Origin of the sequence: Micromonospora sp. NPDC001898, from assembly GCF_042891255.1 — a bacterium.
Lineage (GTDB): Bacteria > Actinomycetota > Actinomycetes > Mycobacteriales > Micromonosporaceae > Micromonospora.
On the sequence record NZ_JBIATC010000005.1, the window covers coordinates 139,691 to 166,295 of the forward strand.

Annotated in this window: 21 protein-coding genes and 2 pseudogenes; 9 read left to right on the forward strand and 14 right to left on the reverse strand. The window is 74.1% G+C overall.

Annotated features, from left to right (window positions below; translation table 11 throughout):
• Positions 1 to 44: 44 nt before the first annotated feature.
• The 10 genes and pseudogenes from cydC to deoC all read right to left on the reverse strand — a co-directional run bounded on the left by cydC (position 45) and on the right by deoC (position 10,648).
• Positions 45 to 1,913, reverse strand: a complete 1,869-nt coding sequence (gene cydC, locus ACFYZF_RS13720) for a thiol reductant ABC exporter subunit CydC (protein WP_387019651.1) — start codon at positions 1,911 to 1,913, stop codon at positions 45 to 47.
• The gene (gene cydD, locus ACFYZF_RS13725) at positions 1,910 to 3,586 is read right to left on the reverse strand and encodes a thiol reductant ABC exporter subunit CydD (RefSeq protein ID WP_387019654.1); all 1,677 of its coding nucleotides are present in this window, start codon (positions 3,584 to 3,586) and stop codon (positions 1,910 to 1,912) included. The genes cydC and cydD overlap by 4 nt, the downstream gene beginning before the upstream one ends.
• Positions 3,583 to 4,590, reverse strand: coding sequence for a cytochrome d ubiquinol oxidase subunit II (locus tag ACFYZF_RS13730; RefSeq protein WP_387019657.1), 1,008 nt, complete (start codon positions 4,588 to 4,590; stop codon positions 3,583 to 3,585). The genes cydD and ACFYZF_RS13730 overlap by 4 nt, the downstream gene beginning before the upstream one ends.
• Before the next feature lie 10 nt (positions 4,591 to 4,600).
• Complete coding sequence (locus ACFYZF_RS13735) at positions 4,601 to 5,851, reverse strand: cytochrome ubiquinol oxidase subunit I (protein WP_387019659.1); 1,251 nt, start codon at positions 5,849 to 5,851, stop codon at positions 4,601 to 4,603.
• 140 nt (positions 5,852 to 5,991) lie between these two features.
• Positions 5,992 to 6,105 (reverse strand): annotated as a pseudogene (locus ACFYZF_RS13740) (M56 family peptidase); the annotation flags it as partial.
• Positions 6,106 to 6,297: 192 nt separating this feature from the next.
• Positions 6,298 to 6,870 (reverse strand): annotated as a pseudogene (locus ACFYZF_RS13745) (M48 family metalloprotease); the annotation flags it as partial.
• A gap of 9 nt (positions 6,871 to 6,879) precedes the next feature.
• Complete coding sequence (locus tag ACFYZF_RS13750; protein WP_387019662.1) at positions 6,880 to 7,326, reverse strand: BlaI/MecI/CopY family transcriptional regulator; 447 nt, start codon at positions 7,324 to 7,326, stop codon at positions 6,880 to 6,882.
• A 109-nt stretch (positions 7,327 to 7,435) separates the two neighbouring features.
• Complete coding sequence (locus ACFYZF_RS13755; RefSeq protein WP_387019664.1) at positions 7,436 to 8,260, reverse strand: aldehyde dehydrogenase family protein; 825 nt, start codon at positions 8,258 to 8,260, stop codon at positions 7,436 to 7,438.
• Complete coding sequence (locus ACFYZF_RS13760) at positions 8,253 to 9,683, reverse strand: aldehyde dehydrogenase family protein (protein ID WP_387019667.1); 1,431 nt, start codon at positions 9,681 to 9,683, stop codon at positions 8,253 to 8,255. The genes ACFYZF_RS13755 and ACFYZF_RS13760 overlap by 8 nt, the downstream gene beginning before the upstream one ends.
• Before the next feature lie 5 nt (positions 9,684 to 9,688).
• Entirely contained in the window at positions 9,689 to 10,648 is a 960-nt protein-coding gene (gene deoC, locus ACFYZF_RS13765; RefSeq protein WP_387019670.1) for a deoxyribose-phosphate aldolase, read from the reverse strand.
• A gap of 179 nt (positions 10,649 to 10,827) precedes the next feature.
• On the opposite strand from deoC, the gene upp reads away from it, so the two are divergent.
• Both upp and ACFYZF_RS13775 read left to right on the forward strand, forming a co-directional pair.
• On the forward strand, positions 10,828 to 11,460 hold the full coding sequence (gene upp / locus ACFYZF_RS13770; RefSeq protein ID WP_161686960.1) for a uracil phosphoribosyltransferase: 633 nt from the start codon (positions 10,828 to 10,830) through the stop codon (positions 11,458 to 11,460).
• Positions 11,461 to 11,660: 200 nt separating this feature from the next.
• The gene (locus tag ACFYZF_RS13775) at positions 11,661 to 12,338 is read left to right on the forward strand and encodes a GPP34 family phosphoprotein (protein WP_387019673.1); all 678 of its coding nucleotides are present in this window, start codon (positions 11,661 to 11,663) and stop codon (positions 12,336 to 12,338) included.
• Positions 12,339 to 12,652: 314 nt separating this feature from the next.
• Here the strand turns inward: ACFYZF_RS13775 and ACFYZF_RS13780 are convergent, their stop codons facing one another.
• A complete protein-coding gene (locus ACFYZF_RS13780; protein ID WP_387019676.1) occupies positions 12,653 to 14,377 on the reverse strand; it encodes a phospho-sugar mutase in 1,725 nt (574 codons plus the stop codon).
• A 66-nt stretch (positions 14,378 to 14,443) separates the two neighbouring features.
• On the reverse strand, positions 14,444 to 16,648 hold the full coding sequence (locus ACFYZF_RS13785) for a protein kinase (RefSeq protein WP_387019679.1): 2,205 nt from the start codon (positions 16,646 to 16,648) through the stop codon (positions 14,444 to 14,446).
• A 207-nt stretch (positions 16,649 to 16,855) separates the two neighbouring features.
• On the opposite strand from ACFYZF_RS13785, the gene ACFYZF_RS13790 reads away from it, so the two are divergent.
• Entirely contained in the window at positions 16,856 to 18,439 is a 1,584-nt protein-coding gene (locus tag ACFYZF_RS13790) for a methylmalonyl-CoA mutase (protein ID WP_387019682.1), read from the forward strand.
• 450 nt (positions 18,440 to 18,889) lie between these two features.
• Entirely contained in the window at positions 18,890 to 20,152 is a 1,263-nt protein-coding gene (locus ACFYZF_RS13795; RefSeq protein ID WP_387019683.1) for an amidohydrolase, read from the forward strand.
• Here the strand turns inward: ACFYZF_RS13795 and ACFYZF_RS13800 are convergent.
• On the reverse strand, positions 20,109 to 21,041 hold the full coding sequence (locus ACFYZF_RS13800; protein WP_387019686.1) for a DUF4349 domain-containing protein: 933 nt from the start codon (positions 21,039 to 21,041) through the stop codon (positions 20,109 to 20,111). The two genes, ACFYZF_RS13795 and ACFYZF_RS13800, sit on opposite strands and share 44 nt — an antisense overlap.
• Positions 21,042 to 21,156: 115 nt before the next feature.
• On the opposite strand from ACFYZF_RS13800, the gene ACFYZF_RS13805 reads away from it, so the two are divergent.
• From ACFYZF_RS13805 to ACFYZF_RS13820, 4 genes are read left to right on the forward strand one after another with little or no spacing between them, the layout of a single operon-like run.
• Positions 21,157 to 21,786 carry an MBL fold metallo-hydrolase gene (locus tag ACFYZF_RS13805; RefSeq protein WP_387020393.1) on the forward strand — a complete coding sequence of 210 codons (630 nt, stop codon included), beginning with the start codon at positions 21,157 to 21,159 and terminating at the stop codon, positions 21,784 to 21,786.
• A gap of 4 nt (positions 21,787 to 21,790) precedes the next feature.
• Positions 21,791 to 22,771, forward strand: coding sequence for a hypothetical protein (locus ACFYZF_RS13810; RefSeq protein WP_387019689.1), 981 nt, complete (start codon positions 21,791 to 21,793; stop codon positions 22,769 to 22,771).
• A gap of 5 nt (positions 22,772 to 22,776) precedes the next feature.
• Complete coding sequence (locus ACFYZF_RS13815) at positions 22,777 to 23,550, forward strand: hypothetical protein (protein ID WP_387019692.1); 774 nt, start codon at positions 22,777 to 22,779, stop codon at positions 23,548 to 23,550.
• 41 nt (positions 23,551 to 23,591) lie between these two features.
• The gene (locus ACFYZF_RS13820) at positions 23,592 to 24,554 is read left to right on the forward strand and encodes a GNAT family N-acetyltransferase (RefSeq protein WP_387019694.1); all 963 of its coding nucleotides are present in this window, start codon (positions 23,592 to 23,594) and stop codon (positions 24,552 to 24,554) included.
• Between the two features lie 74 nt (positions 24,555 to 24,628).
• Here the strand turns inward: ACFYZF_RS13820 and ACFYZF_RS13825 are convergent, their stop codons facing one another.
• Complete coding sequence (locus ACFYZF_RS13825) at positions 24,629 to 25,084, reverse strand: gamma-glutamylcyclotransferase (RefSeq protein ID WP_350880714.1); 456 nt, start codon at positions 25,082 to 25,084, stop codon at positions 24,629 to 24,631.
• A 106-nt stretch (positions 25,085 to 25,190) separates the two neighbouring features.
• On the opposite strand from ACFYZF_RS13825, the gene ACFYZF_RS13830 reads away from it, so the two are divergent.
• Positions 25,191 to 26,594 (forward strand): NAD(P)H-quinone dehydrogenase, encoded by a 1,404-nt coding sequence (locus tag ACFYZF_RS13830; protein ID WP_387019697.1) that lies wholly within the window; start codon positions 25,191 to 25,193, stop codon positions 26,592 to 26,594.
• Positions 26,595 to 26,605: the final 11 nt, after the last annotated feature.

Here is a 26,605-nt window from a genome sequence, read left to right on the forward strand (position 1 = left end):
CGGCGGTGCCCCGTCCGCGTCGGGGAGATTCCCGGAGCCGGCGCTCAGGGGCGGGGGGTCAGGGCCAGGTAGCCGCGTTCCGCCGCCTCCTGGAGCAGCCACTGGTCCCGGTACCAGCCCGGCACGGCGATCAGTTCGGCGTGCCGGCCGCGCTGCACCACCCGGCCGGCGTCGAGCACCACGATCTCGTCGAGACCGGCCAGCCCGCTGAGCCGGTGGCTGATCAAAAGCACCGAGTGCCCCGCCGGGGTGGCGGCCAGCGCCGAGGCGAGCACCGCGTCGGCCGCGGCCGGGTCGAGGCCCTCGGTCGGCTCGTCGAGCACCAGCACCCCGGGCGCGGCGAGCAGCGCCCGGGCCAGCGCGAGGCGTTGCCGCTGACCACCGGAGAGCTGCCCGCCCTCCTCTCCGACCACGGTGTCCCAGCCGGCGGGCTGGGCGCGTACCCAGTCGAGCAGGCCGGCGGCCCGGGTCGCTGCGGTCAGCTCGTCGGTGTCGGCGGCGGGCCGGCCGAGCAGCAGGTTCTCCCGCACCGTGGTGTGGAAGACGTACGCCTCGGCGAGCAGCCCGCCGACCGCCCGGGGCAGTTCCTGCGCCGGGTACGCCGACAGATCCACCCCGTCCAGGGTGGCCCGGCCGCCCTCGGGGCGCACCGTGTCGGTGAGGACGGCCGCGAGCGTGCTCTTGCCGGCGCCGCTCGGGCCGACCACGGCGACCCGGCGGCCGGCCGGCAGGTCCAGGGTGACCCGGTCCAGCGCCGGTGCCGCGCCCGCCCGGTACCGCACGGTCACCTCGTCCAGGCGCACGTCGTGCGGGGCGGCGGCGGTCACCGTGGCGGGGGCCTCATCGGTGCGGGCTTCCTCGTCGGGGGCCGGGGTGGGACCGGCCTCGGGGGCGGTCAGCAGGGCGGCGACCCGGACCAGGCCGGCCCGGAGTTGGGTGCGCTGCCGGGCGGCACCGACCAGGGCGAGCGCCACCTCGACGGCGGCCAGGGAGCCGACCGCCAGCACCCCGACCAGCACCCCGCCGACCCCGGCGCGCAGCGCGGCGACCACCACCCCGGCGGCGGTCGCCCCGGCGACCAGCACCCCGGCCGCGTCCACGGCGAAGCCGGTCGCGGCGAGCCGCCGCTCCAGCCGGGCCAGCCGCCGGGCCCGCCCCCCGGCAGCGGCCAGCGCCTGCCGGGTGGCGCCGAACGCGGCCAGGTCGGCCGCGCCGTGGGTCAGGTCGACCGCGTCCGTGGCGAGCGCGCCGCGCAGCGGGGCGACCTCGTCGGCGGCCCGGCGGGTCAGCGCCGTGGCCGCCAGCGGCAGCGCGACCCCGGCGACGAGCAGGCCCAACGTCAGCACCCCGGCCGCCGGCAGCGAGACGAGACCGGCCCCGGCCACGGCCAGCACACTGACTGCGGCGGCGGCCGACCCGGGCACGAGCACCCGCAGCAGCAGATCCTGCACGGCCTCCACGTCGGAGACCAGCCGGCTCAGCGCGTCCCCGGTGCGTCCCCGGGCGGCGTCACCCCGGGCCGCCAGCGTGGCGAACACCCGGGCCCGCACGTCGGTGATCATGCGCAGCACGGCGTCGTGGCCGGCCAGCCGCTCGGTGTAGCGGAACACGCCCCGACTGATCGCCAGTGCCCGGACCGCGACGATCGCCACGGTGAGCCGGTCCAGCGGCGGCCGGCCGGCGGCGCTCATCAGCAACCAGGTGGCGGTGGCCATCAGGGCCAGCCCGGCGAACTCGGTGGCGGCGGCGAGCAGCCCCGCCCCGACCAGCCGCCCCAGGTACGGCCGGGCCAGCCGGAGCACGGTCCGCTCGGCGGCCCGGACGCTCCGGCCGTCGGGCGGCGGGGCCGTAGCGGCGTCCGCGCCCGGGGTCGGCGGTGTGATGGGCGCGCCGTCGGCGGGACCGGTGCTCATCGGGCCACCTCCGCGACCGTCGCGCGGGTCAGCTCGGTGACCCGGCCGTCCTCGACCCGCAGGATCCGGTCGGCGTCCTCGAGCAACGCCGGCCGGTGGGCCACCAGCAGGGCGGTCCGCCCGGCGACGAGCCGGCGGGTGGCGGCCAGCACCACGGCCTCGCTGGCGGTGTCGAGCCGCGCGGTGGGCTCGTCGAGGAGCACCACCGGGGCGTGCCGGAGGAACGCCCGGGCCAGCGCCACCCGCTGCCGCTGGCCGCTGGACAGGCCGTGGCCGCGCTCGCCGAGCATCGTGTCGAGCCCGTCGGGCAGGGCGGCGACCACCTCGTCCAGCGCGGCGGCGGTGACCGCTGCGGCGAGCGCGTCGTCGTCGGTGTCGGGCGCGCCGAGCCGGATGTTGTCGGCCAGCGTCGCGGCGAACAGGTGGGCGCGCTGCGGCACCCAGGCGAGCCGGCTGCGCCAGCCGTCCGGGTCGACGCCGGCCAGGTCGACCCCGCCCACGGTGATCCGGCCCCGGGTCGGGGCGACGAAGCCGAGCAGCAGGTTGAGCAGGGTGCTCTTGCCCGCGCCGCTGGGCCCGACGACGGCGATCCGCTCGCCCGGCCGGATGGTCAGCGTGACGTCCCGCAGTGCGACCGTCCGCTCGTACTCGACGGTGACGCCCTCGAACCGGATCTCGCCCCGCCCGTCGGGGGCCGGCGACGGCTCCGCCCGGTCGGCGGCCGGCTCGACCGCGGAGAGGGTGAGCGCCTCGTCCAGCGCGGTCAGTCCCTCCATGCTGGCGTGGAACCGGCTGCCCGCCGCCCGCAGCGGCAGGTACGCCTCCGGGGTGAGCAGCAGCACCAGCAGCGCGGTGGAGAGGGTCAGCCCGCCACCGAGCAGCCGGATGCCCACCGGCACCGCGACCAGCGCCACCGACAGCGTGGCGACCAACTCCAGCACCAGCGCGGACAGGAACGCGATCCGCAGCGTCTTCATGGTGGCCGCGCGGTGTCCGTCGGCGATCCGGCGTACCACCTCGACCTGCCCCCGTACCCGGCCGAACGCGCGCAGGGTGGGCAGCCCGGCGACCATGTCGAGGAAGTGCCCGCCGAGCAGCGACAGCCGCCGCCACTGGCGTTCCGTGGCGGCCTGCGCCTGCCAGCCGAGCAGCGCGCCGAAGACCGGGATCAGCGGCAACGTCAGTGCGATGATCACCGCCGAGCCCCAGTCGGCGAAGACGATCCGGGCCAGCACGGCCACCGGCACGGTGACGCTGAGCACGAGCTGCGGAAGGTACCCGGTGAAGTACGCGTCCAACGCGTCGAGCCCGCGCCCGGCCAGGGTGGCGAGCTGGCCGGCCCGCTGGCCGGCGACCCAGCCGGGGCCGTGCCGGCCGACGGCCGCGAGAAGGTCCTCCCGGAGCGTGGCCTTGACCGTCGCGGCGACCCGCGCCGCCACGGTGCCCTGCGCCCAGGTGACCAGCGCCCGCCCGGCCACCGCGGCGAGGAACCCGGCCAGCGCCGGCCGGTCCAGCCGCCCGTCGATCGCGGTGGCCAGCAGCATGGCCAGCGCGGTCGCCTGCCCCACGACCAGCAACGCCGTCGCCCCGCCGAGCAGCGCGAGCACGGCGAGGTCGCGCCGGGCCGCAGGGACCCGGCGCAGCAGACGCGGGTCGAAGGGACGGCGGTTCACCAGTACACCGGTGCCCTGCCGTCGGTCCGTCCCCGGAACACCCACCAGCACATTGCCTGAAAGCCTAGTAGGGCCGGCAGGAGCGGCACCGTCAGCCAGCCCAGCAGGGCCAGGGTCGGCCCACTGGCCGCCCCTCCGATCACCGTCAGTGATGCCGCCGGATCGGTGGTGGAAACCAGCGCGTAGGGCCAGAGCGCCGCCCCGACCAGCGCCACCGGCAGCGCCAGCGCCGCCGAGGTGGCGGCGAAGGCCACCCCGGGCCGCCGCCGCGCGAGCGCCGCCCGCGCCACCAGAAGCGCCGTGACCAGCACGATCGGCAGCAGTGCGGCGAACAGCGGGCGCTGCGTCGCGGCGCGTACCCGATCGGAGAGGCCGCCCGCGACGGCGGCCAGCGCGACTGCGGCGAGCGCCACCGCGACCAGCCTGCGGGCGGTACGCGCCAGCGGCGCGGCGTCGGCGGCCGGGAGCCGGAGGGTGAGGAAGGTCGCACCGTGCACGGCCACCAGGGCCACCATCGCGACCCCGGCAGCGGCCACGAACGGGGTGGCCACGTGCCCGAGCCCCGCCACGTGCCCGGCGGCGGTCAGCGGCACGCCCTGGAGCAGACCGGCGAGCAGCCCGCCCCAGCCGAGCGCGGCGAGCAGGCTGCCGGCGACCACCACCCGGTCCCAGGCGGCCCGGGCCCGGACGTCGGTCGGGCGGCTGCGCAACTGCACACCGACGGTCACCGCGACCACCCCGGCCAGCGCGGCGGCGACGACCGGGTAGAACCCGGAGAGCAGTTCTCCCTCCAGGGTGGGGAACGCGCCGAACAGGATGCCGACCGCGGCCACCAGCCACACCTCGTTGCCGAGGAAGAACGGGCCGACGGCGGTGAGGGCGGCCCGGCGGCGTTCCGGGGAGTCGCCCCGGGCGAGCAGCAGCCCGACGCCGTAGTCGTAGCCGCCGAGGACCAGGTAGGCGGCGAAGAAGAGGCCGAGCAGGGCGTACCAGGCGAGTTCCACGGTGGCTCCCTCAGGCGAGGACGGACACGGGGCGGGTCGGCTCGGGGGCCGGGGCGGGCGGGCGGCCGAGCGGCGGGTCGGCGGCGCCCCGGGCGGCGTGCCGGGCGAACAGCATCCCGTTGGCGACGGCGAGCGCGCCGAGCAGCAGGGTGAAGCCGATCAGCGAGGCGAGCATCACGCCCGGCCCGACGGGGGAGACCGCCTGTCCGGTGGGGAGCAGGCCGTACGCGACCCAGGGCTGGCGGCCCACCTCGCGGGCGATCCAGCCGAGCAGCACCGCCGCGAAGGGCAGCGGCAGCGCCACCAGGGTGATCCAGAGCGGGACGCGGAGCCGGATGATCCAGTCCCGCCAGAGCAGCGGGAGCAGCAGCCAGACGCAGCCGAGCAGCATGCCAATCATGATCATGAAGCCGAGCCCGACGTCGGCCAGTACGGGCGGGGCGTAGTCGCCGGGCCCGAACCGGGCCGTCCACTCGGCGATCAGGGTGTCCCGGCCCGCGCCGCCGCCGAACTTGGTCGGCTGCGCCTGCCCGACCGGCCCGAACTGGGCGAAGCCGAACCCCTGCACCAGGCTGACCGCGAGCGCCGCGGTGACCAGCCCGATCCGCAGCGAGGTGCGGAACAGCGCGAAGTCGGGGGTACGCCGGAGCAGGTGCCAGGCGCTCACCGCGGCCATCAGCATCCCGCCGGTCAGCAGGGCGGCGGCGATCACGTGACCGAAGGCCATCCCGAGGGTGGGGTTGGTGAGCAGGGCGCCGAAGTCGGTCAGGTGGGCCACCCCGTCGCGCAGTTCGTAGCCGACGGGGTGCTGGAGCCAGGAGTTCGCCACCATGACCCAGAACGCCGAGGCGTACGCGGTCAGCGCCACGCCCCACAGCAGGGCGAGGTGCACGCCCCGGCGCAGCCGGTGCCACCCGAAGATCCACATGCCGAGGAACGTGGACTCCAGGAAGAACGCCACCATGGTCTCGATCGCCAAGGGCGCGCCGAACACGTTGCCGACGTAGCGCGACAGGCCGCTCCAGTTCAGTCCGAACTGGAACTCCATCACGATCCCGGTGGCGATGCCGAGCGCGTAGTTGATCACGTAGAGCTGGCCCCAGAACCGGGTCAGCCGCTCGTACGCCGGGTTGCCGGTGAGCACCCAGGCGGTCTGGAGCCCGACCAGCAGGGTGACCAGCCCGAGCGTGACGGCGACGAAGAGGAAGTGCAGCGAGGTGGTCGTGGCGAACTGCAGACGGGCGAGGAGCAGGGAGTCCATGGCCGCTCTCCGGGGGTAGGCTCGCTTTTAGTAGGGAGCCTACACGTAGACCGTCTACCTATTGAGGGGTGTGCGGCGGCGGTCGGATCAACGGGCGTCGGTCCGGTGGGCCGTCAGCTCAGGAAGAGGGAGATCGGCAGCGCGACCAGGGTGGCCGCCACCGCCAGCGCGGTGGCCCCGATCAGCCGGGGCGGCCGGTCGACGACCATCAGCCGCTGGACCCGGACGTCCAGGTCCCCCTCGCCCATGCCGAGCGTGCCGGCCGGGGTGACCCGGTGGCCGGCCTCGGCGAACCGCCGCAGCGCGCCCGCGAGAGGCGCCTCGGCGTGCAGCTCCCGGGCCTTGTCGTCGGCGCGCATCTCGACCAGCAGCGCGACCCGCTCGTGCGCGTCACGCACCCAGCGGAACCAGGGCAGCGCCCGACACAGCGCCGTGAACGGCAGCAACACGAGGTCGTGCCGCTCCTGCGCGTGCGCCCGCTCGTGGGCGAGCACCGCCTCCAGCTCGGCCCGGTCGAGCATGCTGAGCGTTCCGACGCTGACCACCACCCGGGGCCGCACCCCCGGCAGGCAGTACGCCGCCGCGCCCGGATGGTCCAGCACCAGCGCCCCCGGCACCTCGGGGTCCCGGCGGGCGACCAGGGTCAACAGGTCCCGGTGCCGGCGCTGGGCGCGGACGGCCGAGTGCAGGCTGCGTACCGTCGTGCCGAGCAGCACCGCCCCGATGCCGAAGCCGACGCCGACCAGCCCGAGGTGGATCGCGCCCATCCCGGCGGGAAGGGTGCCGTGGGCCAGGTCGGAGCCGAGGGCGAGCAGCGCGCCGCCCGTCGGCCGGTCGTACGCGGTCAGCCCGAGCGCCATGGGCAGGCCCATCGCGGAGAGGCCGAGTGCGAGCCCGACGGCCTGCCAGCAGACGATCGCCACCCGGGGGCTGCGCCACGTCCAGGTGGAGGCCGCGAGGACCTGGGCGGTCAGGTAACAGGCCAGGACCGTCGCGGCGAAGTGCGCGGCGTACGCCATGACGGCGCCCTACCGGTCCGTGGCCTCGTCGGCCAGGGCCGGCTGCCCGGCCCGGTCCGTACGCGGATTCTCGACCCGATCGGTCAGCGACCCGGCAGCCTCGGCGCCCAGGGCGGCCCGCAGCACGTCGGCCTCGGTCCCGGTGACCGAGCGGGCGAAGCGCACCAGCGCGGCGTCCCGGCTGCCACCGAGGTCCAGCGCGTCGAGCATGAGCTGGGCGATGTACGCCTCGCGGCTGGCCGCGGGCCGGTACCGCCAGGCCCGCCCCTCCCGCTGGCGCCGCACCATGCCCTTGCCCGCGAGCCGGTCCAGCACGGTCATCACTGTCGTGTACGCCAACTCGCGCCCGTCGAGCGCGTCGGCGACCTCACGCACGGTCACCCCGTCCGACGTGCCCGGGACGCTGTCCCACAGCACATCCATCACCGCACGTTCAAGATCACCAAGCCGAGTCACCCATCAATCCTACCCCCCGTAGTAGACCCCCCCGCCCCGGCCGCCCCCGCCGGCCAATCCCCGGCAGGGCAGGGCGTGGCGTGGGCGGAGGTGGGTTCGGCGGGTGGGGTCAGGTGCCCTTGGGGTGCCAGACCGTCTTCGTCTCCAGCAGAGCGGTCATCCGGGTGATGCCGGGGTCGGCGGACCAGTCGTGGTCGGCCGGGGCCGGCCGGAGCACCCGCTTCAGGTTCTCCGCCGCCTTCACCTCCAGCTCGGTGGCGAGCGAGGGGTCAGTCACCCCGGTCAGGTCGATCGCGTTGACGTCCATGTGGCCGGCGAGCGCCGGCGCGGTCTCGGTGATCTTCCCGGTGAGGATGTTGACCACCCCGCCGGGCAGGTCGGAGGTGGCCAGCACCTCGGCCAGGGTCACCGCCGCCAGCGGCTGCGCCGGGGAGGCGGCCACCACCACCGTGTTGCCGGTGACGATCGCCGGGGCGATCACGCTGACCAGGCCGAGCAGCGCAGGCTGATCGGGGGCCACCACCGCCACCACGCCGGTGGGCTCGGGCGCGGACAGGTTGAAGTACGGGCCGGCGACGGGGTTCGCGCCGCCGTACACCTGGGGGAGCTTGTCGGCCCAGCCGGCGTACCAGACCCAGCGGTCGATGGCCGCGTCGACCTCGTCGGCCGGCACACCGAGCCCGATGAACTGCTCGCGGCGGCCCTCCAGCATCTCGGCGACCCGGTAGAGGATCTGGCCCCGGTTGTACGCGGTCGCCCCGGCCCAGCCCTTCACGGCCGCGCGGGCGGCGACGACGGCGTCCCGGGCGTCCTTCCGAGAGGCAAGAGACACGTTCGCGGATTGCACGAGATACGACCGTCCCGACTCGCTGCGCGGGAACTTCCCGCCGATGAAGAGCTTGTACGTCTTGCGTACCGCGACCCGCTCAGCCATTGAGGTAGCCCTCCAGCCCGTGCCGGCCGCCCTCGCGACCGTAGCCCGACTCCTTGTACCCGCCGAACGGCGAGGTGGGGTCGAACTTGTTGAACGTGTTGGCCCAGACCACCCCGGCGCGCAGCCGGTCGGCCATCCACAGGATCCGGGAGCCCTTGTCGGTCCAGATCCCCGCCGACAGCCCGTACGGCGTGTTGTTGGCCTTCTCGACGGCCTCGGCCGGGGTGCGGAAGGTCAGCACGGACAGCACCGGGCCGAAGATCTCCTCCCGGGCGATCCGGTGCGCCTGGGTGACCCCGGTGAAGATCGTCGGCGCGAACCAGAAGCCGCGCTCGGGCAGCTCACACGGCGGCGACCAGCGCTCGGCCCCCTCGGCGGAACCGGCGTCGGACAGCTCGCGGATGCGGGCGAGCTGGGCGGCCGAGTTGATCGCCCCGATGTCGGTGTTCTTGTCCAGCGGGTCGCCGACCCGCAGCCGGGCCATCCGCCGCTTCAGCGACTCCAGCACCTGCTCGGCGACGGACTCCTGCACCAGCAGCCGGGAACCGGCGCAGCAGACGTGCCCCTGGTTGAAGAAGATGCCGTTGACGATCCCCTCGACGGCCTGGTCGATCGGGGCGTCGTCGAAGACGATGTTCGCCGCCTTGCCGCCCAGCTCCAGGGTGAGCTTCTTGCGGGTGCCGGCGACCGACCGGGCGATGGCCCGGCCGACGTCGGTGGAGCCGGTGAAGGCGACCTTGTCCACGCCCGGGTGCTCGACCAGCGTCCGGCCGGTGTCGCCGGCGCCGGTGACGATGTTGACCACGCCGGCCGGCAGGTCGGCCTGCTGGCAGATCTCGGCGAACAGCAGCGCGGTCAGCGGGGTGGTCTCGGCGGGCTTGAGCACCACCGTGTTGCCGGCCGCCAGCGCCGGGGCGATCTTCCACGCCAGCATGAGCAGCGGGAAGTTCCACGGGATGACCTGGGCGGCCACGCCGAGCGGCTGCGGGTCCGGGCCGAAGCCGGCGTGTGGCAACTTGTCGGCCCAGCCGGCGTAGTAGAAGAAGTGCGCGGCGACCAGCGGCAGGTCGACGTCCCGGGACTCCCTGATCGGCTTGCCGTTGTCCAGCGACTCCAGCACGGCCAGCTCGCGGGAACGCTCCTGGATGATCCGGGCGATCCGGAACAGGTACTTGGCCCGGTCCCGGCCCGGCATCGGGCCCCACACCTTCTCGTACGCCTTGCGGGCGGCGCGGACCGCGCGGTCCACGTCCTCGCTCCCGGCCTCGGCGACCTCGGCGAGCACCTCCTCGGAGGCGGGGTTGACCGACTTGAAGGTGCCGCCGTCGGTGGGGTCGACGAACTGCCCGTCGACGAAGAGCCCGTACGAGGGCTTGAGGTCCACCACCGAGCGGGACTCGGGGGCGGGCGCGTATTCGAACATCACTCTCAGTCCAGGGTGAAGTAGTCGGGACCGGAGTAGACGCCGGTCGTCAGCTTGGTGCGCTGCATGAGCAGGTCGTTGAGCAGGCTGGACGCGCCGAACCGGAACCAGTCCGGGTCGAGCCAGTCCGCGCCGACGGTCTCGTTGACCATGACCAGGTACTTGATCGCGTCCTTGGTGTTCTTGATCCCGCCGGCCGGCTTCACACCGACCTGCCGCCCGGTGGCGTCGCGGAAGTCGCGGACCGCCTCCAGCATCACCAGGGTCACCGGCAGGGTGGCGGCGACCGGGACCTTGCCGGTGGAGGTCTTGATGAAGTCCCCGCCGGCCAGCATGGCCAGCCAGGAGGCCCGCCGCACGTTGTCGTACGTGGCCAGCTCGCCGGTCTCCAGGATCACCTTGAGGTGGGCGTCCCCGCAGGCTTCCTTGGTGGCCACGATCTCGTCGTAGACCTCCTTGAAGCGCCCGGCCAGGAAGGCGCCCCGGTTGATCACCATGTCGATCTCGTCGGCGCCGGCCGCCACGGCGGCCCGGGTGTCGGCGAGCTTGACCTCCAGCGGCGCCTGCCCGGAGGGGAACGCGGTCGCCACGCTGGCCAGGTGCACGCCGCTGCCAGCCAGCACCTCGGCCACGTGCGGGACCATCGCCGGGTAGACGCAGACCGCGCCGACGTGCGGGCAGGACGGATCGGCCGGGTCGGGGCGCAGCGCCTTGGCCGCGAGTGCCCGTACCTTGCCGGGGGTGTCCGCCCCCTCCAGGGTGGTCAGGTCGACCATCCGGATGGCCAGGTCGATCGCCTGCGCCTTGGCCGTGGTCTTGATGGAGCGGGTGCCGAGCTGCGCCGCCCGCTGCTCCGCGCCCACCTGGTCCACGCCGGGCAGGCCGTGCAGGAAGGTCCGCAGAGCGGTCTCGGATCGTCCCAGCCCGGAGAGATCCGACCGGTCCGACGTCGCTGTCGCCGTCATGCCGGGGAGTCTACGCATCCACGGATGTTGTGAAACCGGTCACGGTACGGCCGCCGCGGGCGTCGCCGCGCCACCGCAGCGTCGTCGGGGTGCCGTCGAGGCATCGCCGGGGTGAGCCGGGTCGCTGCCGCGCCCGCTCCCGCACTGCGGGATCCGACCGTTCGGTAGGTTGAGCGATCGTGGACGTACACGTCATTGACCACCCGCTCGCCCAGTCGCGGCTGACCGCCATGCGGGACGCCCGCACCGACTCCTCTTCGTTCCGGGCCGCGCTGCACGAGCTCACCACCATGCTCGTGTACGAGGCCGCACGCTCCTTCCCCGTCGAGAAGTACCCGGTGCAGACCCCGGTGACCGGCGCCGAGGGCACCCGGCTGGCCAACCCGCCGCTGCTGGTGCCGGTGCTGCGGGCCGGCCTCGGCATGGCCGACGCGGCGCTCGGGCTGCTGCCCGAGTCGTCGATGGGCTTCGTCGGCCTGGCCCGGGACGAGGAGACGTACGAGCCGCGGGCGTACATGGAGTCGCTGCCCCGCGACCTGGCCGGCCTGCCGGTGCTGGTCCTGGACCCGATGGTGGCCACCGGCGGCTCCCTGGAGCACTGCTGCCGGCTGCTGGCCGACCGGGGCTGCACCGACATCACCGTGCTCTGCGTGCTGGCCGCGCCGGTCGGCATCCAGCGGCTTGAACAGTCCGGCCTGCCGCTGCGGCTGGTCACCGCCTCGATCGACGAGGGCCTCAACGACAAGATGTTCATCGTCCCGGGCCTCGGCGACGCGGGCGACCGCCAGTTCGGCGGCATGCCCCGCTTCTGACGGCGGTCCGGCGGTCGGTGCCGTTCGGGGTGCCACTCGGGAAGGCCCGGCCGTGCCGCTCGATGGGGCCCGGCCGGTGCCGCTCGGGAGGGGCGGGAAGGGCACCCTTCCCGCTCCTCAGGCATCGACCGGGGGCCTTCCCGCCACGCCGGGCGGGTTGGGGACACGCCGGGTACGCGCAGGCGCTACCGTCTCCGGCCATGACTGGTGTTGCGCTTGCCGAGGAGTTGCTGCTCCTCGCGTACGACGACGAATCCGGCAAGGCGACCATGCCGCGGATCAGCCTCGACCTCGGGATGGCCGCCGCGGTGCTGATCGAACTGGCCCTGGCCGGCCGGATCACGTACGCCGACGGGAACCTGGTGGTCGCCGACCCCACCGGAACGGGCGAGCCGACCCTCGACGAGGTGCTGGCCCGGATGGCCGCCGACACCCCGCACACCCCCTCCTCCTGGGTGCAGCGGCTGCGCCACGGCCTGCGCGACCGGATCCTCGGCGACCTGGTCGCCCGGGGCGCGGTGCGCGACGTCGAGGAGACCGAGCTGGGCTTCATCAACGTGCACCGCTACCCGACGGCGGACGCCTCCATGGAGGAGGACACCCGCCGCCGGCTCGCCGAGGCGCTGGCCGACGGGCAGCTCCCCGACGAGCGGACCGCCGCGCTGGCCACCCTGGTCGCGGTGCTCCGGATGGAGCCGGCGCTCGGCCTGACCGGCGACGCCGCCCGGGACGCCCGGGTACGGCTGGAGGAGATCGCCGGCGGCGCCGGCTTCTCCGGCACCGTCGGCCTGGACGACTCGGTGGTCCGCCCCTCGGTGGCGCTGGTCGTCACCGCACTGGGCGCCGCCGTGGACGCCGCCCTCGGCAAGCGCACCTGACCCCTCCGGCTGGGCCGGCCGGACGACGCGGGCGGCCTGTCCGCCCATCGGACCGCTCCGATCCCGCCTGCCGCCTGCCGCCTGCCGCCTGCCGCGTGCCGCGTGCCGCCCACCGCGGGCCGTCCGCCGGGCATGATCGCGCTCAAACATGGAAAGAGTGGCCTCGCAGCAGTTCGAGGCCACTCTTTCCATGTTTGAGCAACAAACCCGGTCCACCCCACCCCGCCTATCCCGCGTTGATCAAGAAGTTTGCGGCAGCGAGCGCGTCATCGGCGACGCAAGCTTCTTGATCAACTTTGCGGCGGGGTGGTGGGTCAGAGGTTCAGGGTGGTGGCGATCTCGGTGCGGAGGGTGGCTGCGGTTGTGGCCGCGCGGGTGCGGGCCGCCGGCACGTCGCCGTCCGTGACCGGCTCCACGACCTCCAGGTACGCCTTGAGCTTCGGCTCGGTGCCCGACGGGCGGATCACCACCCGGGCCGTGTCGGTGCGCAGGATCACCACGTCCGCCTCGGGGAGCAGGTCCCGCGCCTCGGTGACCGGGTGCCCGAGCAGCGTGGTCGGGGTGGCCGCCCGGACCCGGGCCATCGCGTCGGCGATCACCCGCAGGTCGTCCACCCGGACGGAGAGCTGGTCGGTGTGGTGCACGCCGAACTCGGCGGCCAGCTCGTCCAGCCGGTCGGTCAGCGTGCGCCCCTCCGCCTTGAGGCCGGCGGCCAGCTCGGCGATGGTCAGCGCGGCGGTGATGCCGTCCTTGTCGCGCACGTGTTCCGGGGCGACGCAGTAGCCCAGCGCCTCCTCGTAGCCGTACACCAGCGGCGCGGACCCGCCGCCGGCCCGGACGATCCACTTGAACCCGGTCAGCGTCTCGTCGTACGGCAGGCCCCGGGCGGCGCACATGGCCCGCAGCAGGGACGACGACACGATCGTGGTGGCGTACAGGCCCTGCACGCCCCGGCGCATCAGGTGGTCGGCGAGCAGGACGCCCACCTCGTCGCCGCGTAGCATCCGCCAGCCGCCGCGCTGCTGTTCGGCCGTGACCGGAGGGCCCGCAGGCGCACTCCTCGCACTCGCCGGGCCGCCGTCGCGGACGGCCACCGCGCAGCGGTCGGCGTCCGGGTCGTTGGCGATCGCCAGGTCCGCGCCGGTCCGCTCGGCGAGCGCCACGAGGCGGTCCACCGCCCCCGGCTCCTCCGGGTTGGGGAAGCTCACGGTCGGGAAGTCCGGGTCGGGCTCCGCCTGCTCGGGCACCACGCCGGGGATGCCGAACCCCGCGTGGGCGAAGGCGGCGGTCAGCACCGCCGCGCCCACCCCGTGCAGCGGGGTGTACGCCACCTTCAGGTCCCGGGGGCCGGCCGGGTCGATCACGGCGGCGGCCCGGTCCACGTACGAGGCGACCAGGTCGTCACCGAGCACCTGGCCGGCCGGGCCGAGCGGCACCTGGGCGAGCGGGCCGACCGCCCGGATGGCCGCCTCGATCCCGGCGTCGGCGGGCGGCACGATCTGCGCCCCGGCGCCCAACTCGCCGCCGAGCCGGGCGCCCAGGTACACCTTGTAGCCGTTGTCCTGCGGGGGGTTGTGGCTGGCCGTGACCATCACACCGGCCGCCCCGTCGAGCTGCCGCACCGCGTACGCCAGCACGGGGGTGGGCAGCGGGCGGGGCAGCAGCAGCGCCGGACGGCCCGCGCCGGTGGCGACCTGGGCGGTGCGCTCGGCGAACTCCCGGGAACCGTGCCGGGCGTCGTACCCGATCACCAGCGGGCCGGTCGCGCCCTGGGCGGCGAGCCAGCCGACCAGCCCGGCGGCGGCCTGACTGACCACGGCGAGGTTCATCCCGTTCGGGCCGGCCCGCAGCGGGCCGCGCAGCCCGGCGGTGCCGAAGGTCAGCGGCCCGGCGAACCGGTCGGCCAGCTCGGGCGCGCTCGCCGGCAGCCGGTCGAGCACGGCTCGCAGCTCCTCGCGGGTGGCCGGGTCGGGGTCGTCGTCGAGCCACCGCCGGGCCTGGTCGCGAATGTCGTCAAGGTCAATGGGTTCCGCCGCCATGCCTCTTGATAGCAGGCGGCGGATCACCACGTCTCGTCGGCCTCGCTCCGGTCGGCCCGGTGGGGCTCAGTTCGCCCCGCCGAGCTTGAACGACTCCACCATCCGGTCGAAGATCGGCTTGCTCTCCGCGAACCGGGCGTCGGTGGAGGAGAGGTAGAACGAGTAGACCTTCCCCTCGTGCACCACCCCGCGCCACACGCCGTGCCGCATGCTGTCGCCCTCGCCGCAGGTGTACTCGAACTCGGCCGCCGCCTGACCGTCCAGCTTCTGTTCGGTCATCGACACCCGGTTGTACGGCTTCGGGCAGGAGGTCGACTTGGTCCGGAGGCCCTTCTCGGCGACCTCAGCCCAGCGCATCGACGACGTGCCGCCCCAGTCCTCGGAGAGGATGCGCACCTTGCGGCCGCTGTCCTCCGGGTCGACGAAGTCGACCCACACGCCGGCGCTGTTGCGCTGCCAGCCCTTGGGCACCTGCACCGTGACGCCCCGGGCCGACTGCTCCTGCATCTCCACGGGCGCGGGGGCGGCGGCGGTGGGCTGCGCCGAGGGGGTGGTCGGCCGGTCCGGGTCGCCGCCGCCGAACAGGACGACCGCGCCGACCACCAGCAGCACGACGAGGCCGCCGGCCGCTACGAGCTGCACCTTGCGCGGCCAGCCCTTGACGGTGGCGACGAGACCGCCGATCCCGCCGGGTGCGCCGCCGCCGGCCGGGGCGGGCGCGGTGGCCGGGGTGGCCCACGGCTGGCCGGTGCCGGGCACCGACCACTGGCCGCCGCCGTACGTCCCGCCCATCCGCTGGTTCGCCTCGGGCGGGCCACCGAAGCCGGGCACCGCCTGGGTCGCCTCGGGCGGGCCACCGAAGCCGGGCACCGCCTGGGTGGCGTCGGGCTGGCCGACCCGCTGGGTGGCGTTCGCCCCGACGCCGAACGGGACCTGCTGGGTGGCGTCCGGGCGGGGCCCGAACGGGACCTGCTGGGTGGCGTCAGGCGATGTGCCGTACGTCACATTCTGGGTGGCCTCCGGCGCGCTGCCCGCGTCGACCCGCTGGGTGGCTTCCGAAGACCCGCCGTACATCCGACCGGCCGGCGACGTCGGCGCCTGCGTGGGCATCGCCCCGGTGGGGGTGTGCAGCGGGCCGGCGAGCGCGTCGGCGCTGGTGTCGTCCAGCGCGGCGGCGCTCGCGGCGGCGGCGGTCTTCTTCTTCGCCTTCTCGCCCCGGCGCAGCGCGGCCAGCCGGTCGGTCAGCGACTCCTCGGGGGAGAGCATCGCCCGGCCGCCGATCTGCCCGCTCGGCTTCGGCTCCGGGCCGGGCGGCGGTGGCGGGGCGACCACCGGCCGCTGCACCGGCACCACCGCGTACGGGTCGGTGACCGAGTTGACGGCGGTCGCGGTGCTGGTCAGCGGCCCGGCCAGCAGCTCACGCAGCATCGCCCGGGAGGTGTGCACGTCGAGCCGGCGGGACGGGTCCTTCTCCAGCAGGCCCATCAGGACCCGGGTCAGCGGACCGCTGCGCTGCGGGGTGGCCGGCGGATCCTCGACCACAGCGTGCATGGTCTCGATCGGGTCGCCCTTGTCGAACGGGGGGCGGCCCTCGACCGCCGTGTACAGCGTCACGCCGAGGGAGAAGAGGTCGCTGGGCGGCCCGAACTCCTGACCCATGGCCCGCTCGGGGGAGATGAAGTGCGGCGAGCCGAGGACCATGCCGGGGGTGGTGAGCTGCACGTCGGTGGGGAGCTTGGCCACCCCGAAGTCGGTCAGCACGCACCGGCCGTCGGTGCAGATCAGCACGTTGGCCGGCTTCACGTCGCGGTGCAGCACGCCGATCGCGTGCGCCACCTCCAGCGCGCCGAGCAGGGCGATACCGATCTTGGCGACCGCGCGGGGCGCGACCGGCCCGTCCTCGATCACCATGTCGGCCAGGCTGCGGGCGTCCAGCAGCTCCATCACGATCCAGGGGCGGCCACCTTCGGTGACCACGTCGTACACCTGGACCACGGCAGGGTGCTGGATGGCCGCGGCGGCGCGGGCCTCGCGCAGCGTCCGCTCGTACATCGAGTCGCGGTCGCTGGGGGCGAGGCCCGGCGGAAGGATTACCTCCTTCACCGCCACGTCGCGCCGCAACAGGGTGTCTGTGGCACGCCAGACCGTGCCCATGCCGCCGTTGCCCACTGCGGACCGGAGCGAGTAGCGACCACCGATGGTGGTGCCGGGCGCCGCGCGTCCGTGGGGTGGACTGACCGGTCCGCCGCTCCACGTCGGGATCTGAGTCACAGAAAAGCCACCGGGGGAAATCGAGGGGGCTGGGACACAACTCCCCTATCTTGCTGGTTCCGACGCCCGATGCGAAACCCGACGCGACGGACGTTTACCGAACTCCACGGTACGTGTCCGGTCGCTCACTATGAGGTCGCCGGAAGTCAAGGGCCCTGTGCGGAATCCCTCACCCGTCGATGCATCGGCGCGTCCTACCATCCGGGGATGAGCGAACGGCGGTCAAGCGAGTCCGGCTTCCCCATCAAGGGCCTCTACACGGCGGATGACCTGCCCGAGGGTCTGGACTCCCGGCTGGGCGCCCCCGGCGAGTTCCCGTACGCCCGCGGGGTCTATCCCACCATGTACACGTCGCGCCCGTGGACCATGCGCCAGTACGCCGGCTTCGGCACCGCCACGGAGTCCAACGCGCGCTACCACCAGCTCCTGCGGGCCGGCACGATGGGGCTGTCCGTCGCCTTCGACCTGCCCACCCAGATGGGGTACGACTCCGACGATCCGATCGCGCACGGCGAGGTGGGCAAGGTCGGGGTGGCCATCGACTCCGTCGAGGACATGCGGCTGCTCTTCGCCGGCATCCCGCTGGACAAGGTCTCCACCTCGATGACGATCAACGCGCCGGGCTCGGTGCTGCTGCTGCTCTACCAGCTCGTGGCCGAGGAGTCCGGGGTCGAGGGTTCGGCGCTCAACGGCACCATCCAGAACGACATCCTCAAGGAGTACATCGCCCGGGGGACGTACATCTTCCCGCCGAAGCCCTCGCTGCGGTTGGTCGCCGACACGTTCGCCTACTGCCGCAAGGAGGTGCCGAGGTGGAACACCATCTCCATCTCCGGCTACCACATGGCCGAGGCCGGCGCGACGCCCGCGCAGGAGATCGCGTTCACCCTGGCCAACGGCGTCGAGTACGTCCGGGCCGCGCTGGCCGCCGGGCTGGCCGTGGACGATTTCGCGCCCCGGCTGTCGTTCTTCTTCGTGGCCCGGACGACCCTGCTCGAGGAGGTCGCGAAGTTCCGCGCCGCCCGGCGGATCTGGGCCCGGCTGATGCGTGACGACTTCGGGGCGAAGAACCCGAAGTCGATGATGCTGCGCTTCCACACCCAGACGGCGGGCGTGCAGCTCACCGCCCAGCAGCCCGAGGTCAACCTGGTCCGGGTGGCGGTGCAGGGGCTCGCCGCCGTGCTGGGCGGCACCCAGTCGCTGCACACCAACAGCTTCGACGAGGCCATCGCGCTGCCCACCGAGAAGGCCGCCCGGCTGGCCCTGCGCACCCAGCAGGTGCTGGCGTACGAGACGGACCTGACCGCCACCGTCGACCCGTTCGCCGGCTCGTACGTGGTGGAGGCGATGACCACCGAGATCGAGGCGGCGGTGGTCGAGCTGATGGACCGGGTGGCCGATCACGGCTCGGTTGTCGACGCCATCGAGGCGGGCTTCCAGAAGCGGGAGATCGAGCAGTCCGCGTACCGGTTCGCGCAGGAGGTCGACTCGGGTGAGCGGGTGGTGGTCGGGCTCAACCGATTCACCATCGACACCGACGAGCCGTACGAGCCGCTGCGGGTCGACCCGGAGATCGAGGCGGCCCAGGCCGAGCGGCTGGCCACGCTGCGCGCGGAGCGCGACGGGGGCGCCGTCGAGCGGGCCCTCGCCGGGCTGCGCGCCGCCGCCGAGGGCACGGAGAACGTGCTCTTCCCGATGAAGGAGGCGCTGCGGGCCCGGGCCACGGTGGGCGAGGTCTGCGGGATCCTGCGCCAGGTCTGGGGGACGTACCGCCCGAGCGACCGGTTCTGACCCCTGCCGGCCGCCCGGGCACGCGTGTGCGGCCCGGGGGCGATGGGTAACCCGTCCGGGTGAACGGGACGGACAGCGTGTGCGCGAGCGTCGCGTCCCGTCGTGTCACCGTCGGTGTCGCCCCGCCGCCGTGGGTGGTCGGCTAATTGTCCGAGTGGCGGGTAACCGAAGCGACTAATGCGACAATTTGGGAAACGGCTGCCCCGGATCGACGGTGATTTCGGAACGCCGACTCGGTTACGGGTTGTAGGAGGTGTGGGGCAGATGACGACGTTCGACCGTGATCTACCTGCTGTCCCGCAGATTGTCGAGCCCTTCCACCAGGGCTTTCGTGACGCTGAGCCATCCGATCGCTACAGGAATGAAGTTGCACAGCGTCACCGTCGGAGGTCTAGGCTGTCTGCTGTCATCCCCGATGATCCATCCATTTCTAGTGATCGAGATATCGACGTGACGAGTGCGTTGACGCTGCCGAACGGCAGCAAACTGGCGTTGTCGGACTCGCTGGAGGCGCCGTCCGGGTCCCAGCCCCTGCCCGCCGAGCTGGACCACCTGCTCGCCCTGCGGGTTCCCGGGCTCATCGCCACCCGCCGGCACATCCACTCCCATCCGGAGCTCTCCGGCGAGGAGTTCGAGACCGCCGCCCTGATCGCCCGCGAGCTGTCCCTCGCCGGGCTGAACCCGCGCATGCTGCCGAAGGGCAACGGCGTGATCTGCGACATCAACGGCCGCCCCGACGGCCCCGTCGTCGCGCTCCGCGCCGACATCGACGCGCTGCCGCTCAACGATGTCAAGGATGTGCCGTACCGGTCCACGAAGGACGGCGTGTGCCACGCCTGCGGGCACGACGTGCACACCACCGTGATGCTCGGCGTCGGCATGCTGCTCGCCCAGCTCGCCGACCTGGGTGAACTGGACGGCCGGGTCCGGCTGATCTTCCAACCGGCCGAGGAGATCCTGCCCTGCGGCTCGCTGGAGGTCATCGAGGCCGGCGGGCTGGACGACGTGGTGCAGATCTTCGCTGTGCACTGCGACCCCAACCAGCCGGTCGGCAAGATCGGCCTGCGGGTCGGCCCGATCACCGCCGCCGCCGACAACGTCACCGTCAAGCTCACCGGACCGGGCGGGCACACCGCCCGCCCGCACCTGACCGTCGACCTGGTCGACGCGCTCGGCCGGCTGGTCACCGAGGTGCCCGCCCTGGTCGCCCGCCGGGTGCCGGCCAACAGCGGGTTGCTGCTGGTGTTCGGCCAGGCCTTGGCCGGCACCCGGAACAACGTCATCCCGTCCGAGGCGAGCGCCTCCGGCACCCTGCGGGTGATGGACCGCGACACCTGGGCGCAGGCTCCCAAGATTGTCGCTCAGGTGGTCCGGGACGTCATCGCCCCGACCGGCGCCACGGTCGACCTGGAGTACCTGCGCGGCCGCCCGCCGGTCTGCAACGACGCCGGGGCGATCCAGGTGCTCACCGCCGCCACCGTGGCGGCGCTCGGCCCGGACGGCGTGGCGGAGACCCCGCAGAGCATGGGCGGCGAGGACTTCTCCTGGTACCTGGAGCACGTCCCCGGCGCGCTGGCACGCCTCGGCGTCGGCCGGGCCGGCCCGAACGTCGACCTGCACCGGGCCACGTTCGACGTCGACGAGCGGGCCATCCCGTTCGGCGTCCGACTCATGGTGCAGACCGCGCTGCGGGCACTGGCGGCGACTCGCTGAGCGCCGGCGCCGGCCTGCGCCGGCGTCGGCGCAGCACCGCCACCAGCAGCGCCACGGGCACGCCCAGCGCCACCGCGAAGGGCAGCAGCGCGCCCAGCACGGTGAGCAGCACGCCCAGCGAGGCGACGAACGCGTCCCAGCCGCCGCGCAACCCCACCAGGAATCCGGTCCCGTCCTTCTCCTCGTCGGAGGAGGTGTCGGCGTCCGACCCGACCAGGGTGAGGGTGATGGTGGAGAGCGCGGTCAGGTCGGCCAGCCGGCGCTTCTTCGCCTCCAGCGAGGCGAGGTCGGCCTCCCGCCGGGCCACCTCGCCCTCCAGCGTCACCAGGTCGTCGATCGAGCTGGCCCGGGCCAGCAGCTTGCGGCCGCTCTCCACCCGGGCCCGCTGCGTGATGATCCGGGCGTCCAGGTCGACGGTCTCCTCGGTGACGTCCTCCGTACGGATCGAGCGGCGCTCCTGCCGGCCCAGCTTGGCCAGGTCCTCCACCACGGCGGTGAACCGCGCCGCCGGCACCCGCAGCTCCAGTTCGGCGCGGGCGTTGTCGCCCGTGCTGCTGCGTTCGTCGCCGCCGACGAAACCGCCGACCGCGGTGGCCGCCGTGACGGCGGACCGGGCGGCGTCGTCCACATCGTCCACCCGCACCCGGATGTTTCCCGTGTAGATGATCGACCGCTGGTCGACCCGTAGGTCCGGGGCGGCGCCACCGGTGCCGGCCTTCGCCCCTCCCGCCTCGGCCGGGCCTGCACCGGCCGGCGCCGCCTTCTCCGGCGCCGATGCGGCCGAGTCCTCCGATGATTTCCCACCGCTGAGGCCACCGCACCCACTGACCGCCAGCAGGGCCGCCAGCCCCACCGCGGTCAGCAGTGCACCTCGTGCGCGTCCGTCCATTCCCGCTCCCCCTGTTCCTGGCCCGTCGGGCGATACGTCAGACGTGACGCGAAGACCCGTGGGTTCCGGCAGACTGCGCTATGGGACGTCACGATTTGGTAATCAGGGGGTCATGATGCAACTCACCAAGTACGCCCACTCCTGCCTCCGGGTCGAGCACGACGGCGGGGTGCTGGTCGTCGACCCGGGCGGGTTCAGCGACCCGGCGGCGCTGGACGGGGCGGACGCGGTGCTGATCACCCACGAGCACCCCGACCATCTCGACGTCGCGGCGGTCACCCGGCAGCTCGACCGCCGGCCGTTCCGCGTTTACGGCCCGGCCTCGCTGGCCGGTCTCCTCGGCGACGCGGCCGAGGCGCTGGATCCGGTCGCCCCCGGGCAGTCGTTCACCGCGGCCGGCGTGCCGGTCCGGGCGTACGGCGGGCGGCACGCCGTCATCCACCCGGACATCCCGGTGGTGGACAACCTGGGGTACCTGCTCAACGACGTGGTCTACCATCCCGGCGACTCCCTCGTGGTGCCCGAGGACGTCCAGGTGGACACCCTCTTCGCGCCGATCCACGCCCCCTGGTCGAAGTTCTCCGAGGTGCTCGACTTCATCCGCGCGGTCGCCCCGCGCCGCGCCTTCGCCGCCCACGACGGGCTGCTCAACGACAACGGCCTCGCGGTGCTCAACCGTCAGTACACGGCGCTGTCCAAGACCGACTACCAGCGCCTCGAACCGGGCAGCCGGCTGGACGCCTGACCCGGTGCCGCCCCCTCGGGACCTGGTCCGACGGCTCTACGAGGAGCCGCCGGACCGGTTCGTCGCCACCCGGGACGCGGCTGTCGCCGAGGCCCGGCGGGCCGGCGACCCGGCCACGGCCCGGGAGATCGCCCGGCTGCGCCGCCCGACCGTGGCCGCCTGGCTGGTCAACCTGCTCGCCATCCGGCGCCCCGAACTCGTCGCCGATCTGGGCCAGCTCGCCGAGGCGCTGCGGGCGGCCCAGCGCGACCTGCGCGGCCCCCGGCTGCGGGAACTCTCCGCCCAGCGGCGGGCGGTGGTCGCCGCGCTGGTGGCCGAGGTGCGCCGGCTGGCGGCCGACGCCGAGGGCGGCCCGCCGGGCGGGAAGCTGCCCCTGGCCGAGGTGGAGGCGACACTCAACGCCGCCCTGTCCGACACCACGGTCGCCGAGCAGGTGCGTACCGGCCGGCTGCTGCGGGCCGCCAGCTACGCCGGCTTTGGCGAGGTGCCCCGCCCCCAGCTACGGCTGGTCACCGACGACGCGGAGCCCGCACCGGCCACCCCGGACCGGGCCGCCGACCGCGATCGGGCCGCCGGCCAAGACCGGGACCGGGCCGCCGACCGGGATCGGGACCGGCGGGAACGCGACGAGCGGGCAGCGGAACGCGTCGCCCGGGCCGAGCGGGTCCGGCAGCGCCGGGCGCTGGAACGGGAACTGGCACGGGCGCGTACCGACCAGGGCCGGGCCGAGGCGGAGCTGGCCGGCGCGGCGGACGCCGAGCACGACGGCACCGAGGAACTGGCCGACATCGAGCGCTCGCTGGCCGAGCTGGAGCGGCGGCGGGCCGAGGCCGAGCAGGAGCTGAGCCGGCGGAAACTGGCCCGGCGGGCGGCGGAACGGGCCGTCACCGCCGCCCGCCGGCGCACCGGCGAGGTCGAGGGGGCGATCGAGGCGATCGACGCCGAAGAGGGGACTGACGCCGGTGGCGGCGGCGGGGCAGACTGATTGCGATGACGCCGGAGCAGGTCGCCGCCGCGAGCAAGCCGTTCGTGCTGGAGCTCGGGGAAACGTTCACCCGCTGCCCCGGCACGCTGCGCAGGGCCCGCCTGCTGGGCATCTCCGGCTGGTCCTTCTACATCACCGGCCGGGCCGGGGCGCTGGGTGACGTCCGGGCCCCGACGGTGGCAGCCGCCCTCGGCTTCATCGCCCCGGACGCCGTCGCCGACGGCTGGGACGCCGCCGCGCGGGTGATCCGTCCGCTGGAGGTGGCAGCCGCGAACCTCGCCGAGTGCTGCCGCTGGGGCGACGAGCATCTCGCCGCCCTGCCCGGGGCGCGCCGGCTGGGCGCGCTGCTGACCCGGGTGGTCGGCGCGGCGGACGCCAGCGGCATGCCGCTGTTCGCCGCCTGGCGGGCCATGCCGGTGCCGAAGGACTCCCCGGGTGCCCGAGCCGCCGCCGGGCTGCTGCTGCGTGAGCACTTCGCCGGGGCGTACCTGATGGCGGTGCGGGCCGGCGGGATGACCCCGCTGGAGGCGGTGCTGGCCGGGCCGGAGGGGGAGGCCGGCGCGCTGGCCTGTGGCTGGCCGCCGCCGTACCCCCGGGTCGGGCCCCTGGTGCGGCGGCGGTTGTGGGCGGAGGCGGTGACCGACCGGCTGGCCTCGGCGGGCTTCCGCGCCCTCGCCCCCGGCGAGGGCGCCGAGCTGCTGGACCTGCTGGCCGCCACCCGCGCGCAGGTGCAGGGACGGCCCACCCAGCGAGATCCCGACCGGCCGGGGCCGAGATAAATGGGCGGCGGCGGGCGGTGGGCTGCTGCCAGGATCGCCGGATGACCCTTCCCGTTGGCTGGAGCGCCCGCCGCCCCACCCTCGACGACGTGCCGGCGATCCTCGCGGTGGTGCACGCCGCCGACACCTTCGCGATCGGCCACCCCGACTTCGACGCCGAGGACGTCGAGGCCGCGCTGACCGCCCCCTTCGTCGACCCGGCGGTCGACTCCTGGCTGGTCAGCGACCCCGACGGGAGGGTCGTCGGGTGGACCGTGGTGGACAACCCGACCGGGGTGGGCCGGGAGTTCGTCGACGTCTGCGTCGACCCGGTGCGCGCCGAGGCGGTGCGCCTGCCCCTGCTCGCCCGGATGCTCGACCGGGTCGCCGAGCGGGCCGCCGAGCGGGGCCTGTCCGCGCTGACCGTCCGCACCGCCGCCTTCGCGCCGGAGACCCGGTGGGCGGCGGAGCTGGCCGAGGCCGGCTTCACCCGGGCGAAGCGGTACGTGCGGATGAGCAGGACACTGACGGGCCTGCCCGCCGAGCCGCCGTGCCCGCCCGGGGTGACGATCCGCCCGCTGCACGCCGGGGACGAGGCCGACCTGCGCCTGTTCCACCGGATCTTCGACACGGCGTTCCGGGACACCCCGGACTACGAGCCGGTCGGGTACGAGCAGTGGCGGGAGCACCTGCCCTCGTACGCCAGGACCTGGGACGAGTGGTTCGTCGCCGAGGTCGACGGGGTGCCGGCCGGCGCGTTGCAGTCGTCCGACCAGGCGTTGGAGCAGGACCAGGGGTGGGTCCGCACCCTGTCGGTGCTGCCGGCGTACCGGCGGCACGGGGTGGGCGCCGCGCTGCTGCGGCGGGCCTTCACGGTCTACGCCGCGAAGGGCAGGCGGTCCGCCGGCCTGGGTGTCGACCTGGCCAACCCGACCTCCCCGGCGACGCTCTACCGCTCGGTGGGGCTGGGCGAGGTGCGATGGACCGACATGTACGAGCGGGTGGTTCCGGCAGTCGGTGTGTGACCGGAGCCGCCCGCCGGGGGGCGGCTCCGCGCGCCGCCACCCACCCGGAGCAGACTGGGGGCGTGGTAGACGCGCTACGCCGACGCGGTGCCGGTGGGGCGGGCCCGCAGCTCGCTGACGTAGTCGTCGGGCGCGCCCGCCTTCTCTGCGGCGTTGGCGATCTCCGACAGGTACCACGCCGTCGGCAGGCCGCCCTCGTACCCGTCGAAGACGTAGACCCAGGCGGTCACGTCCCCGTCGAGGGTGGAGACCCGGACGTGCAGCTTGCGGTACGTCCCGGAGGTCACCCCCTCGATGTCGTCGAGCTGGCCGGCGTCGTACGGGTTGATGTCGTAGAGCGCCACGAACACCCGCTCGCCGGGGGACTCGACGATGGTGCTGACCGCGCCCTCCCAGCCGATGACGCCCTCGCCCGCGAATGTGAGCCGCCAGCCTTCCAGCCAGCCGATACCAACCATCGGCGAATGCGGACAGTAGGCACGCATCCGGGCGGGGTCCAGGTTTGAGCCGTAGGCGGCGTAGTGACGCACGGCGATGACGATAGCCCTACGGACGGGTGGGGGAGAATACGACGGTGCGTGTCGGACGCGTCGGGGAGAAGAAAGTCACCGTGAGCATGGACGAGGGGCGATAGCTGTGAGCCAGATTGTGATCATCGGCGGGGGGCCGGCCGGGTACGAGGCGGCCCTGGTCGCCGCCCAGTTGGACGCTGAGGTCACCGTGGTGGAGGCCGACGGGGCCGGCGGTGCCTGCGTGCTGTCCGACTGCGTCCCGTCCAAGACCTTCATCGCCAGCTCCTCCGTGGTCACCGGGTACCGGGACACCGAGGAGTTCGGGGTGCACTCCGACGGGCTGGAGGCGGTCACCGTCGACGCCCGGACGGTGCACGAGCGGGTCAAGCGGCTCGCCCTTCACCAGTCGGCCGACATCCACGCCAAGTTGCTGAAGGCCGGCGTCACCTTCGTGGCCGGCACCGCCCGGCTCGGCGAGGACACGCTCGGTCACACCCACCGGGTCGTCGTCGCCCCCGCCGACGGGGCCGAGGAGTACTCGATCGCCGCGTCGACCGTGCTGGTCGCCACCGGGGCCACTCCGCGTCAGCTTCCCACCGCCGTGCCCGACGGCGAGCGCATCCTGACCTGGCGGCAGGTCTACGACCTGCCCGAGCTGCCCGAGCATCTGATCGTGGTCGGCTCGGGCGTCACCGGGGCCGAGTTCGCCAGCGCGTACCTGGCCATGGGGGTCGAGGTCACCCTCGTCTCCAGCCGGGACCGGGTGATGCCGCACGAGGACGCCGACGCCGCGATGGCCATCGAGCGGGTCTTCCGCTCCCGGGGGATGACCATCCTCAACAACTCCCGTGCCGAGGGCGTCCGCCGCACCGCCGACGGGGTGGAGGTGGAGCTGGCCGACGGCCGGCTGGTGCAGGGCTCGCACGCGTTGATCGCCGTCGGGTCGATCCCCAACACGGCCGGCCTCGGCCTCGACGAGTACGGCGTCGAGCTGGCCCGGGGCGGCTACGTCACCGTCGACCGGGTGTCCCGGACCAACGTCCCTGGCATCTACGCCGCCGGCGACTGCACCGGGGTGCTGCCGCTGGCCAGCGTCGCCGCGATGCAGGGCCGGATCGCGATGTGGCACACGCTCGGCGAGGCGGTCCGGCCGCTGCGGCTGCGTACGGTCGCGGCGAACGTCTTCACCGACCCGGAGTTGGCCACCGTCGGCGTCTCCCAGGACGAGGTGGACGCCGGCAAGACGCCCGCCCGCGAGGTGATGCTGCCGCTGGGGGGCAACGCCCGGGCGAAGATGGACGACCTGGCCGACGGCTTCGTCAAGCTGTTCTGCCGCCCGGCCAGCGGCCAGGTGATCGGCGGCGTCGTGGTGGCCCCGAAGGCGAGCGAGCTGATCCTGCCGATCACCCTGGCGGTGGAGAACAACCTCACGGTCAACGAGCTGGCCCAGACGATCACCATCTACCCGAGCCTGTCGGGCTCCATCACGGAGGCCGCCCGCCAGCTCATGCTGCACGAGCTGGAGTAGCCGCGGGGCCG